Source organism: Actinomyces wuliandei, assembly GCF_004010955.1.
In the GTDB taxonomy this organism is placed as follows: domain Bacteria; phylum Actinomycetota; class Actinomycetes; order Actinomycetales; family Actinomycetaceae; genus Actinomyces; species Actinomyces wuliandei.
The window spans coordinates 1,480,424-1,494,401 of the sequence record NZ_CP025227.1; the positions used below are offsets into that span (position 1 = coordinate 1,480,424).

Consider the following 13,978-nt stretch of genomic DNA (forward strand, 5'->3'; position numbering starts at 1 on the left):
GCAGGCCACCTTCACCCTCTCACGGGACCACGCACGGACTGAGAAGCACATCCGTGCCTCCAGGCGTGGGTCCTGATTGTGATGGCCGTCCCGCCGTCCTGCGCTGTGAGAGCCCTCAAGGATGTGAGGGACCCCTGGGAAGCGCTCACTCACGGACCGCAGCGACCGCCCTGTCGAACTCGGCCTCCACCAAGGGCTCAGGCGTCCCTGCCCGCGACACGGCCCAGGCCACCACTAGGTTGCCGACGAACCCCGGGAGGATCTCATAGAGGTCGAAGACGCCACCAAGGCCTCCCGCCAGGTTGCCCCACACCCCGACAAGGACCGCACCGGTGACCATACCGGCCAGGGCTCCCCGGGAGGTCAGGCGCTTCCAGTACAGGCACAGCAGGACGGTGGGGCCGAAGGAGGCCCCGAAGCCCGCCCAGGCGAAGGCGACCAGGGACAGGATCGTGTCGCTGGGGGTCCACGCCATGAGCGCGGCGACCACGGCAACACCCAGGACAGAGACCCGTGAGGCAATGACCAGGTGGGAGGCGGAGGGCTGCGACCTGCGCACAGTGCGGTAGAGGTCCTCAATGAGCGCCGAGGAGGTCACCAGGAGCTGGGAGGAGATCGTGGACATGATCGCGGCGAGGATGGCAGCCAGCATGAAGCCGGCGACCAGGGGGTGGAAGAGCAGCTGGCCGAGAGTGATGAAGACCGTCTCCGGGTTGGCCAGCCGCTGGGTGTCATGCTGGTAGACGGCCACCCCCACCACGGCGGTACCGATGGCGCCCAGGACCGCGAACAGCATCCAGCTGATGCCGATGACGCCGCCGTGCAGCGCCTCCTGGGCGGAGCGTATAGCCATGAAGCGCACGATGATGTGGGGCTGGCCGAAGTAGCCCAGGCCCCAGGCCAGGGCTGAGACCACGCCGAGGACGGAGACGCTCGGACCCACCAGGGTCCAGTAGCCGGGGTCGACCCCGCGCACCGCCTCAAGAACAGCACCTGGGCCACCGACGTGGACGACACCCACCACGGGAACGGCGATGAGGGCTGAGACCATCATGAGCCCTTGGACCAGGTCCGTCCACGACACGGCCAGGAACCCGCCTACCAGGGTGTACATCACCGTGATAGCCGCGACCAGCGTCATGCCCAGGCGGTAGTCCATCCCGAAGGAGGACTCGAAGAAGGTGCCTCCGGCCACCATCCCCGAGGAGACGTAGAAGGTGAAGAACACCAGGATGATGAGGCCCGAGGCCCAGCGCAGCAGGTGCCGGGAGTCGTGCAGCCGGTTGTCCAGGAAGCTGGGGACGGTGATGGCGTTGTCGGCGACCTCGGTGTAGGTCCGCAGGCGCGGCGCCACGAGGAGCCAGTTGGCCAGGGCGCCTGCGGTCAGGCCGACAGCAATCCACGCCTCGACCAGCCCCGACAGGTACAGCGCCCCGGGCAGGCCCATGAGCAGCCAGCCGGACATGTCTGAGGCCCCTGCTGACAGGGCAGCGACAAAGGGGTTGAGGCCGCGGCCGGCCAGCATGTAGTCGTCGATGTCGGTGGTGCGGGTGTAGGCCCACAGGCCGATCATAATCATCCCGACGAAGTAGATGATCATCGCGATCGCTTCATAGGTCGTTGTGGTCATCGGTGGCACCTCGGGTCAGGGATGGGCGGAGGGGCGGCGCCGACAGTGGGGCCGCCCAAACCGGAGCCACACTACAGGCTGTTCCCGCCAGCGGTGTGACGAACGTGTGTGCGCGGGCCGGGCACGCGCGGGGACGGACCCGTACGTGCCGTGCCCAGACCTCGGTTCCGATCGCCTACGCGGCGCTGGCCCCAGGGAACGAGTCCCCAGGGCCAGCAGCGGTACAGCAGTGATGAGTGCAGCGGTGATGATGAGACGCGCACCGGGCGTGGAGGCAGGCTAGTTCCTGCCTCGCTTGAACAGTTCGCCGCTCATGACGTCGGCCTCCAGCTGCTCCAGCGTGCGCCCCTTGGTCTCAGGAACGTAGATGAAGAAGAAGGTGAAGGCGATGGCGTTGAGGACGGCGAAGCCGAGGAAGGACATGGACAGTCCTATCGCAGAGATGACACTGGCGAAGACCAGACCGAGGAGAGAGTTGGTCATCCACAGGACAAACACCGACAGCCCCATACCGAAGGCCCGCATCTTCAGCGGGAAGATCTCCGAGAGCGTCACCCAGGTGGCCACGTTGAGGCACAGCTGCATGGAGCCGACAAAGAACACGATGAGGGCCAGCAGGACGAAGGGTCTGGCACCGCCTTCCGGCAGGAACCTGGCGGCGCTGGCAATGAGCACGTGCGAGACCGCGACCAGCCCGTAGCCCCACAGGAAGGTCTTGCGGCGGGAGAAGCGGTCCATCATCTGCAGGGCGACGATCGCGGCAATGACGGAAATGGTGGCCGGGGCTATATTGGCAATGAGTGCTGCCCCCGTACTGAACCCAGACTCTCTCAGCACTCTTTCACCGTAGTAGAGGATGGAGTTGATACCGGTGGTCTGCTGGAAGAAGCCGATACCACAGCCGATGAGGACGATGCGCACCAGGTTCCGGTTGGAGAAGATCTCCGAGATGCTCATGTTGACCCGGCTGGCCTCCTCCTTGCTCGCGGCCTGGATCTCGGCCAGCTCGGGCTTGGCCCGCCCCTCGGGCCGCAGGGAGTCCAGGATCTCCAGCGCCTCCTCCTCGCGGCCCTTGTCCGCCAGCCAGCGGGGGGACTCGGGCAGGCGGGTGACACCCAGCAGCAGGAGGATGGCGGGAATGGCCGCCATGGTGAACATGACGCGCCACACCCAGGGGTACTGCTCACCCCAGACGTTGCCGATGATGGCGTTCATGACGATGGCCAGGAGCTGGCCGGTCACGATCATCATCTCGTTGCGCCCGGCCAAGGAGCCGCGGATCTCGTAGGGGGCGAGCTCGGCCAGGTAGACCGGAACCACCACGGAGGCGGAGCCCACAGCCAGTCCCAGGATGACGCGCCCGACGGCGAGCATCGGCAGGTTGACGGCGGTGACAACGACAGCCACGCCCACGATGAACAGGGCGGCCATGACGGTGATCGTCGTCTTGCGGCCGATCCTGTCGGAGATACGGCCGCCGGTGAGGGCGCCGACGGCACTGGCGAACAGCAGCGAGCTGACGGCGATGCCGACTTCGATTTCTGAGAGATTCAGCTGGCCTGGCTGTTCCATAAAACTCTGGGCGCCGTTCATGACGCTGGTGTCATACCCGAAGAGCAGGCCGCCCAGGGTGGCGATAAGGGCGACGACGGTCAACCGGGCACGGTAGGGACCGGGTGTGAGCGGAGGCAGCTTGACAGCACCGCCCTGGGTGGCGGTGGTGGTGGGGCCATGCGACACAGTGACTCCTTTGTCGGTTCGAAAGCGGGGCTAACGCTAGCACGGACGTTGACCAAATGTCATGACAAGCCGTCTAAGTGATTCATGCCACTATCCTGTCCGGAGGCGTCCCGTTCGAGGAGGCTGCCGGGCACGGGCCGCCACCTGCCGCCCGCCTGACAGCCCGGCAGCTCTTGGGCCTGTCGCCGCTCTCAGCGGCGTCAGGGCCTACCCGACCGCCAGGACCACGGAGACGGCATAGCTGCCGTCATGGGACAACGACACCGGCCAGTGCTCAGGACGTGACCGACCTTCGCCCAGGCTGGCCTCCACCGCCTGCGCCAGCTCTCCCGACAGGCGCAGCCAGGGGCGCCCCCAGTGGTCTGTGGCAACCTCGACCTCCTGCCAGTCCAGCCGCTCGGGGGCTATAACGGGCGCCGGTCCCCCGGAGACGCGGGCGCTGCGGTGGGCACCCAGGGCCAACGCCTGGCTCCAGGCCTTGACGAAGGCCTCCTTGGCCGCCCAGCGCGCCGCCAGGTGCTGGGCCTCCCCCTCGCCGCCCGCACCACGCGCCTCTGCTCTCCTGCGGGCCTCACGACGCTCGCGCGGGGTGAAGGCCCGCTCAGCGAAGGCGGTCCCCGGGGTGCTCATCTGCTCGGCGAGGCCGGGGACATGGACGAGGTCGACGCCGACGCCCAGGGCTTGCGTGCCAAGAGGAGCCTGGGGTGCTGCGGGCGGGCTGGGCTGAGTCATAGGCAGCAGTGTGCCTCTGGGTGGCGCCCCAGTGCCGCCGCCCAGCCGGGTAGGAGGCGCACCTGGGGCCGGGACACCTGTGTGGCGGGTACCCCGCAGGTACCCGCCACACAGACAGTGCTGCCGCTTGGACTCATCCTGCCCAGAGGCAGGTGACCTCACGGGCTCCCAGACGAGTCCGCAGGCGGCTCAGTCCTCCTCAGGCACCTCCCCGGCGTGGTAGACGCCGTCGGCGCCCAGCCGGGCCTGCGGGTCCAGCAGCATGGCGGCCTCGACCTCGTGGGGGTCACGCCACGTGGTCTCCTCGCCCAGGCGACGGCCCTGCACCGGCTCGAACAGCAGTGCCCGGCCGATCATGCCCGCACGGCGGCGGCGCGTTCCGGCAGCCAGGCGGGCGTTGGCCGAGGCCAGCCAGGCCTCCACCGCCTCCTGGCCACCCTCCTGGCGCAGCGCGGCCTCGAAGGCTCCGGGGTGGACCAGGGCGATGAGCCCGGAGACGTGGCCGAAGCCCAGCGAGGTGAGCAGGCCGGCGCGCACCGGTCCCGCACCCGGGACCCGGCCGGTCTGCCCGCCCCGGCCCGCCAGGCGGATCGGGGTGCGCGGCCACACCCAGAAGGCGTCGCGCTCCAGGGGAGCGTCCACGACGTCCAGGGAGGCGTTGCCCGGTGCCACGCCGGTGGCGAGGATCTCCGCCAGGCCGGAGACCTGGAAGACTGCGGCCCCTCCCTTGGCGTGACCGGTGATGGTCTTCTGGGACACGGCCACCAGCGGGTTGCCCTCGCTGCGCCCCAGCGCGCGCGCCAGGCGCGTGTGCAGCTCGGACTCGTTGGGGTCGTTGGCACCGGTGGAGGTGTCGTGCTTGGAGACCACGGCGATGTCGTCAGCCTCCACGCCCAGGGCGGCCAGCGCCCGCGCCAGGCGCGAGCCCGGCCCCCCGCGCCCGGCCCCCAGCGCCCCCAGGCCAGGAGCGGGGATCGAGGTGTGGGCGCCGTCGGCGTAGGAGGAGACGAATCCGACCACGCCAGCCACGGGCAGACCCAGGCGGGCCGCGACCGACCCGCGCGCAAGGATGACGGTGCCTCCGCCCTCAGCCTCCACGAAGCCGCCACGGCGGCGGTCGTTGGCTCGGGAGAAGTGGCGGTCAGAGATGCCCTTGGCCCGCATGGCGGCGGCCTCCGCCGTGGCACTCATGTCGCCGAAGCCCACCACCGACTCGATGGAGATGTCGTCAATGGCTCCGGCCACGACCACGTCGGCCTTGCCCAGGGCGATCTTGTCCCACCCCTCCTCAATGGAGACGGCAGCGGTGGCACAGGCCGAGACCGGCTGGACCATGGACCCGTAGCCGCCCACGTAGGACTGCATGACGTGGGCCGCCACGACGTTGGGCAGCGCCTCCTGGAGGATGTCGCTGGGGCGCTCCTCACCCAGGAGACGACCCACGAACATCTTGCGCATGGACTCCATCCCACCGAAGCCGGTGCCCTGTGTGGAGGCCACGTCGGAGGGGTGCACCGCAGCCAGCAGCTCGGCAGGGGTGAACCCTGCCGACAGGAAGGCGTCCACCGCCGTCACCAGGTTCCAGGAGGCCATGATGTCCATGCCCTGGACCATGGAGGCGGGGATGCCCCAGCGCTGCGGGTCGAAGTCACGCGGGAACTGACCACCCACCGTCCGCGACAGGGCAGCCCTGCGGGGCACGCGAGCCAGGGACCCCACCAGGCGGGTGACTGTCCACTCCCCTGTCTCAGGGTCGGGTGCCACCAGGGTGTGCTCAGGGTCGGAGACCTCGATCGTGCGGGCGGTGGCCTCGTCGGGCACGGTCAGGGTGATGTCGTGGTCCAGGTAGACGGCGACCTCCTCGTCGGCCACCGGCGCGATGACGCCGTCGTCGACGAACTCGCGGATGCCGCAACGAGCCACCACCTCATCACGGTAGCGCTCCAGGACGTCGGACTCCTCGACCAGCTCGCCCTCGGTGTCGTACCAGCCAGCCTTGGGGCTGTCCTGCCAGGTGAGCAGGCCCATGCCCCAGGCGAGCTCGAGCACACCCGCAGCGGTCAGCTCGACGTCCTCGCCCCCGGTCATCCCCAGCTCGGCCTCACGGCGCGTGCGGGCCGAGCCCCAGGTGGAGACCTCACCGGTGGAGACCACGACGACCATGTCCTCCAGGGTGGCGTCCACCTCACCCCAGTCCGGGGCGGTGGGCTGGGTGGGTACCACGGGGGTGGGCAGGGCCTTGATCGTCGCGGGCAGCTCAGCAGCCGGGGCGGCTTCCCGCGCCTGAGCGGCTGCGGTCTCGCGCAGGGCCACGAGGTCGAAGCCGTCACCCAGGCCGCCGGTCAGGTCAGCCTGGACTGGGGCCGTGGCAGCCTGGGACCGGACCTGCGGGCTGCACAGCCCGGTCAGCTCGACGGCCATCTCCTGGGTGGACCAGGTGCGCACCCCGGCGGCCTCCACGGCGGCCACCAGAGAGTCGTTGCCCCCCATGAGCCCGGTGCCCCGGACCCACCCGATACGCGGGTGGGCCAGTGTGACCCGCTGGGACCAGTCCCGCTCGGAGGACCAGCGGGTGACCACGGCGTCCAGGGCCGCCTTGACCTCGCCGTAGGCACCGTCCCCACCGAAGGTCCCGCGGTTGGGCGATCCGGGCAGGACCACGTGCAGACGGTGGTCCACATGGGTGTCAGTGCCGATGGCGCTGAGCGCGGCGATGGTGCGCTCCATGCTCCACAGCAGCAGCCGGGCCTGGGACTCCGCCCCAGGACCCGCGTCAGCCAGGGTCCCGCTCACCCGTGGTGCGGCGAAGGGGAACAGGAGCGTGGGAACCAGGGCCTCCTTGACGACAGTCGTGCTTCCGCCGGAGGTGACCACCTGCTCGTTGCCGATCCACTGGGCCAGGGCGTCCACGTCCCGGTAGGAGGACAGGTTCGCGGGAACCATCCACAGCCGGGCCCCGGCCGCCGCGTGGTCGCGGTAGAGCGAGGTGGCGAAGGCGAGGCGCTCGTGGGTCAGCCGTGAGCTGGTGGCGACCACGGTCGCTCCCCCGGCCAGCAGCTCGCCCACGACGGCCGCCGCGATGGAGCCCGGCGCCACACCGGTGACCACGGCGACGTCCTGCGCCCAGCGGACCGTGGCGTCCTGGGGCTGCGGTCTGGTCGCGGCAGCCTGGCCGATGGCCTCGGCAAGGGCGGCTCGCTCGGCACGGTCGGGCAGGTCCGTGTCCCGCAGGGTACGAGCCCACCAGGCCGCCTGGTCGGCCACGGCCTGGCCCAGGCCCGTGTAGCGTCCCGGCACCAAGGTGTCTCGGGAGGCCTCCAGGTCGGTCTCCCCCGAGCCCAGGCGGGCGAGGTCCTCACGGGCGGTAGCCCAGCGGTCGTCAACAAGCACGGCCCGCTCGGGCGTGAAGGCCGGGGTCACGGACTTCACCCAGCCGGAGCCGAGCTCGGCGTCCAGCGCCTCCAGGGCCGCCTGGGTACGGGCCGCCTCGTCACCGGCGTCGGCTGGCACACCAGTCTTGTCGGCCAGCCCCAGGGCGTCCAGGAGGGTGCGCGCGGTGGTGGCTAGGACCCCCTCCTCCCCAGTCACCGTGGCAGCGAAGGCGTCCAGGGCGGCGGAGTCCACGACGGCCCCCCCACCGGCACCACCGGCGCTGGGCATGGATACGCTGACACCGTGGTCGCTGGCGACCGCCTGCACGGCGGAGTCAATGAGCGCATCCACCGCAGAGGCCGAGGTCAGGGGTGCGGAGGAACCCAGCGTGGCCAGGTCCTCGCCCCTCATGGAGGCGCCCTCCCGGGTCCCCAGGAAGATTGCGGCGGTGACGTGGGAGACCCAGCCGGGTCCCAGCCCCCAGGTGGAGGTGACCCGGTCGGCCACGCGGGAGGCGCGCACGCCCGAGGGTCCCAGGATCCGCGACAGGCCCGAGCGGATCGCCTCGGTGAGCACCGGGCCGAAGGCCTTGTAGCCGGGAGCCCCCTTGGCGACCGTGCTGGCCAACGCCGTCATGTCTGCGTCAGCCGCGCCGTCGATGGAGGCCAGCTCCAGCTCGGTGCCCAGGTCCATGAGCAGCTGGTTGCGCCGCGAGGAGACCCCGTTGGTCAGCGTCTCGGTGGTGTCCGTCGCGCCGATCTGAGAGGGCAGGATCCGGGCGGCGTGGGCCAGGAGCACGGTCAGCGCGTCGGTCGCTGTGAAGGAGAGGTCCTCCACCGGACCGGAGGCGGCAGGCGCTGGCGAGGGTGACGGCGTCGGCTGCGTGGCGGGCACCGGCTCCCCCTGTGCGGGCTGCGGTGTGGCAGCAGGCTCCGCAGCCTGGTCAGCAGGCTCAGCGGAGGACTGCGGGCCCTCAGCGGTACCGGGCTCCTCCGCCTCGGTGGCGCCGAGGTCCACGGCGGGGTCGGTGTCGGTAGCCAGGACCCGGGCCTCGTCACGCCGTACGTTGTGCACGGTGACGTGGCGGCCCGCGTGCTGAGGCAGACGCAGGGTGTTGGTCGCCAGGTTGGCCAGGGTCGGTGAGCTGGCCAGGCCGACCTCGACGACGTGCTCAGTGCCTAGCCCGCCCTCCTGCGGGGAGGACAGCAGCACGTCCTGGGTCTCGATCCAGCGCACCGGTGAGGCGAACTGCCAGGCCAGGAGCTCCACCAGCAGCAGACGGGCCAGCTCGCTGGGGCGCGAGGTCCACGAGTCCCAGTCCGCCAGGGCGTCCTCGACAGGCTGGGAGGGCACCACGTCCAGGATCGAGCGGGCGAAGTCCTGGGTCAGGGCGAAGGGCCGGGCCACGAGGTTAGGCACGTAGTGGCCCACGAGCCGCTCGACGTCCAGGTCGGTGGGGACCAGCTCCAGGAGCCGCTCGCGGAACTCTGGCACGCCGGGACGCAGCACCTCGGAGTGGAAGGGCACGTCGATGCCGGGCACGAACATGAAGGGGTTCTTGCCGCCCCGAGCCGTGGCCCTGGCCCGGCAGTCCGCAGCCAGCGCGTCCAGGCCCTTGATCGTGCCCGCAACCGCGTACTGCACGCCCGCGAGGTTGTAGTTGACGATCTGGAGGAACTCCCCCGTCTCCCGGGAGATCGAGGCCACGTAGTCCTCGACCTCGTCGGCCTTGATCCCGGCCTGGTTGGGGCGCAGGGCACCCATCCGGTAGCTGGAGGCGCCGTCGTCGTCCCTGGGGACCAGGGAGTGCATGGTGGAGCCGCGCTGGAAGACGATGGAGATCGTGGTCTCCACCGGCATGACGCGCCCGTAGGAGCTCAGCGCCGTGTACTCCCCCAGCGAGTGGCCGGCGAAGGCCGCACCCTCCACGAGGGCTCCGGCCTCGGCCAGGCGCGCAGTGGTCGCCATGGCCACGACAGCCAGGGCCACCTGGGTGAACTGGGTGAGGTTGAGCAGTCCCTCAGGGTGGCGGTAGGTCGTCCCCCGGGCGGTCATCTCCGTGGGGTTGTCCCGCACCAGGTTGATGACGGAGAAACCGAGCTCGGCGCGGGTGTGGGCGTCAGCCCTCTCCCAGACCTCACGGGCGGCCTTGGAGGAGGTGCGCTCGTCCAGGCCCATGCCGGTGGTCTGGATGCCCTGTCCGGGGTAGATGTAGGCGGTCGGCTCAGGCACGGTCACGGCCGTACCCCGGGAGACGACCTCCCCGCGCACGCGGCAGACCGCCTCCAGCACGTAGCCGCCACCGACCACCAGGCCGGTGCGCTCCACGGTGATCTCGACCTCGTCCAGGAGGTCGACCGGGCCGGTCATGACATAGGTCCATCCCGCCAGGACGTGGCGCGTCCCGTCGGCGGCGGTGGCGGCCGCTACCTGCTGGGCGGTGGCGGACAGCCACATGCCGTGGACGAGAGGTGCGTCCATGCCCGCCACCTTGGCGGCGTTGTAGGAGGTGTGGATCGGGTTGAAGTCGCCGGTCACCCGGGCGAAAGCCGTCATGTCTGCCGGTGCGGTCACCGTGGCACGGCGCAGGATACGGCGGGCGGAGGCAGCGGTGGGACGCCCGGTGCCACCAGCGGGATCCGGAGCAGTGGGGATGTCAGTTCCCGAGGCTCGGCCGCGGACAGCGAAGCGCTCCCGCATGAGCGCCACGAGGGTGCCGTCGGAGGCGTTGACCAGCTCCAGGCGCACGTCCACCACCCGGCCGGCGCTGGAGTCCTCCAGGGCGTCGACCCACCCGGTGACGTTGATGGTCGGGCTGGTGGAGGCAGCCTGCGTCAGCTGGTGCAGAGTGAGGTGAAGATCCACCGTGTGGTCGAGGTGGACCGCGCCAAGAAGACCCTCAATGAGAGGCATGCCGTCCTCGACCACCGAGCCCAGCGCGGCGTAGACAACGGGCCAGCAGGGTCCCAGGAGCGCGTCGGGAACCAGTGGCGCCGCAGAGAGGTCCGCAGGCAGCGCGTCGGCAGTGACCGAGGCGTGGTCGTGGCCCAGGGTCGGAGCCAGGGTGAAGGAGCCGTGGATGGTCCCGAAGTCCTGCGTCACCGGGCGTCCCAGGGCGTCGGTGGCCCCCGGCAGGGCTGGGCGGACCTCGGGCAGGTGGTCCACGTGGTCACCGGTGACAGAGACCGCGCCCACGCCGGCCGTGGCGCGCAGCAGGTCGTTCATGGTCTCCGAGATCCGCTCGGGGTCCACCAGGGGCGCGGCACCGTCCCAGGCCCGGGCCAGGCGCAGCGGGACGACGAGACGGCGCACCGCGTGCACGGCGTCCCCGCCAGGGGTGGAGTCCCAGTGGGTGTCCAGGCGGATGTCGAGGTCGTAGGCGTCCTCGGCCAGGTCCGGACGGGCCACGACCGTGTAGGCGTCCTCGGCCAGCACCGTGGCCGGGTTGATGGTGAGGTGCCCGTTCCACAGCACGTGAGGGGTGGCCCGGACCAGCTCGGTGGCGTCGGTGACCGGTGAGGAGGTCATGACCTCGGCCCTGCTGCCGACACCCAGGCGCCCAGCAGCCTCCTGCTGGGTCGCGTCGGCGGCCTGCAGTGCCTCCACGGCCGCGGTCTCGAACCGTCCCAGCAGGTCGCCAACCGGCTCGTTGACGGTCGTGATGCCCGCGACGGCCACAGGTCCAGGGATGATGCGGACCTGGTCGGCCGTGTAGCGGGGGTCCTGGGACTGCCACAGGGAGTCGGTGCCCCACCACCGCAAGATGTCGGCGTCCAGGACCGGCACAAAGGGGACCGGCTTGGGGTGCTTGCGGCACAGGTCGACGAACCAGGCGGCGTCGACCGGCTCCACCCGTGTCGTGGCAGCGGCCGGGTAGCGCTGGGCCAGGGCGGCCAGGGCGGCGTCGGCGTCGATGACGTCGTCGTACCCGGCGAACAGGGTGGGGACCTCGCCGTGGTCAGCCTGGGTGAGACGGGCCTCGACGCGGTGGAGCAGGTCGAGGAAACGGTCGTACCAGCCCTCGTCAGCCCAGTCCTCCAGGGTGGCCGACCGTCCCTCGTGCGGTGACACGCACAGCTCGGCGTAGCGGGAGGCCCACTCCAGGTAGGTCAGCTCCTCGACGTCGCCGAAGTAGGGCTTGGCTGTCTTGGACAGCGCGGTGATCATCTCCTCGCGGCGCCGCGCCATGGCCTCCTCGTCCCCGGCCAGCTCCTGGATGAGCCGTGAGGCGCGGGCGGAGGAGTTGTCGATCTCGTAGAGGTCGGCGCGCAGGTGGGACAGGCCTGAGGTCATCCCCCCCACGGAGTCGCCCGAGGCGACCCAGCCTCCCTCGACTCCGGAGTCCTCCGGGATCCCGGGGGTGTCGACGAGGAGCTGCTTGACGTCGTCGTTGGTCCGCGCCTCCAGGCAGGTCATGGCGGCCGTGCCGACCATGACCCCGTCCACGGGGGCAGCGGCCGTGCCGTAGGCCAGGGCCCAGCGCCCGGTGAGGTAGTCAGCGGCCTTGGACGGGGTGCCGATACCGCCACCGACGACGAGGACCACGTTGCTCACGGCCCGGATGGCGTCGTAGGTGGCCAGGAGCATCGTGTCCAGGTCCTCCCACGAGTGGTGGCCCCCGGCGTGGCCGTCCTCGACCTGCATGATGACCGGGGACTGCGGGACGGCCTGGGCGATGGCCAGGACCTGCCGGATCTGGTCAACGGTTCCCGGCTTGAAGGCCACGTAGGGGAAACCTTCGCCGTGGAGACGCTCCAGAAGTGCGGTCGCCTCCTCCAGCTCGGGGATCCCGGCGGAGATGACGATGCCGTCCACCGGGGCACCCCCGGCACGGGCCTTGGACAGCAGCCGCTGGGTCCCCAGGTGCAGGTTCCACAGGTAGCGGTCCATGAACATCGCGTTGAACGCAGCGGTCCGCCCCGGCTCCAGGGCCTGCTCCAGGCCCGACAGGTTGCCGGCCAGGACCGTGGCGGTGGCCTGGCCGCCGCCGGCCAGCTCCGCCCAGTAGCCCGCGTTGGCCGCCGCCGCGACGATGGCAGGATCCACGGTGGTGGGTGTCATCCCGGCCAGGAGGACGGCGCTGCGGCCGGTCAGCCTCGTGAAGGCGGTATCCAGTGTGAGGCGGCCGTCAGGCAGCCGGGTCAGTCGCGGGGCGAAGCGGGAGCGGTCCACGCTCGGTGCGGGAGCAGCTCCGGGCCGGTCCAGGTCGTCGATGTCCTTGGCTGTGCCTGCGGCCACCACGGTGGTCCCGGTGCCGGCGACGACCCTCTCAGTCAGGCGCACGGTCACATGACCAGGCCCCAGGTCCAGCACTGTGCGCACCCGCGTGCCCCCCTCGCCAGCCTCCAGCGCGCTGGAGACGAGGGACGGCCAGTCAACTGGGTCGGTCAGCACCGCCTGGGCCAGGTCACGGGCCAGGGTCTGGTCCAGCCCGCAGGTGCCGGCCCACGCGGCGACGTCGTCGACGGCGGCAGCCAGCAGCGGGGTGTGGAAGGGAACTGACGTCGCCAGGAACTCGGTCACCGGGCTCAGCACAGCGCCGCCGCGACGACGCTCCCGACGGGCCTTGGCGCTGTGCTCGGCCGCGGCCTCCAGGGCGGTGACCACCCGCTCCAGGTCGGCGGGCCGCCCCGACAGGATGTGAGCCTGGGGGCCGTTGGTCACCCCGACAGCGATCCGCTCCGAGCCGGAGACCCGCTCCAGGACGCTGTCCAGCACCGTCCGGGGTACCCCACGTACCGAGAGCATCGGGGTGGACTCCCCCACGGTCCCCAGGTCGAGGCGCCGTGTCGCCCGGGCAGCGGCGGCACCGATGAGCCTGGCGACGGCGTGCACCTGCACGACCTCCTGGTGGGGCCCGCCCCGGCCGGTGTCCTTGCCGACCTGCTGCATTGCCTCCAGGAGGGCGACCGCCAGCACCCCCTGGGAGTGGCCCAGGGCAGCGGCAGCGGGAGTGTCGACCAGGTTCACGCCTGCGGCTGGCAGGGAGGCCAGGACCGCGTGCTGGGCCATGAGGATGCCCGGTACGGAGACGTCGGCGCCGTCGGCCTTGGAGCGCTGTTCCGGAGCGACAGGAGAGGCTGCCTCGTCCAGGAGACGGGCACCGCGCGGGGTGACAGTGAGCAGGTCGGTGGCCACCGGTGCCAGGCAGGTCGCCACGGCGTCGTCTACCGACGTCAGTGTGGCAGCCAGCTGACGATCCAGGCCGACAAGGTCCTCCAGCGTGGATCGCCAGGGAGTCGCCTGGCCACCAAAGGTGACGACGAAGGGTTCTGCTGCGGAGCCCAGCCTGTCTGCGACGGAGGCGGAGGCGTTGGGCGTGGTCGGTGCTGTGTGCGCGGTCATGTGCACGATCGTCGGGTCCTTCGGTTGTCGGTACTGGCTTCGGGAGGCCGTGCAGGCAGGTCGGGGGCATGGTCCTGGTGGCCCGGTGGCACCCGGGTCACCAGGACCGACGCGTGAGGATCTCTCCGATCCTAGGCGATTCTGGTCATAGAGTCCGTC

General features: G+C 70.8%; 4 protein-coding genes. All 4 read right to left on the minus strand.

Annotated elements, in window-relative coordinates; genetic code table 11:
- Positions 1-145: 145 nt before the first annotated feature.
- The 4 genes from putP to CWS50_RS06130 all read right to left on the minus strand — a co-directional run bounded on the left by putP (position 146) and on the right by CWS50_RS06130 (position 13,819).
- Positions 146-1,630 carry a sodium/proline symporter PutP gene (gene putP / locus CWS50_RS06115; RefSeq protein WP_127842073.1) on the minus strand — a complete coding sequence of 495 codons (1,485 nt, stop codon included), beginning with the start codon at positions 1,628-1,630 and terminating at the stop codon, positions 146-148.
- Positions 1,631-1,909: 279 nt separating this feature from the next.
- Positions 1,910-3,370, minus strand: a complete 1,461-nt coding sequence (locus CWS50_RS06120) for a sugar porter family MFS transporter (protein WP_127842074.1) — start codon at positions 3,368-3,370, stop codon at positions 1,910-1,912.
- A gap of 207 nt (positions 3,371-3,577) precedes the next feature.
- Positions 3,578-4,102, minus strand: coding sequence for a holo-ACP synthase (locus tag CWS50_RS06125; protein ID WP_127842075.1), 525 nt, complete (start codon positions 4,100-4,102; stop codon positions 3,578-3,580).
- Between the two features lie 189 nt (positions 4,103-4,291).
- Positions 4,292-13,819 (minus strand): type I polyketide synthase, encoded by a 9,528-nt coding sequence (locus tag CWS50_RS06130; RefSeq protein WP_127842076.1) that lies wholly within the window; start codon positions 13,817-13,819, stop codon positions 4,292-4,294.
- Positions 13,820-13,978: the final 159 nt, after the last annotated feature.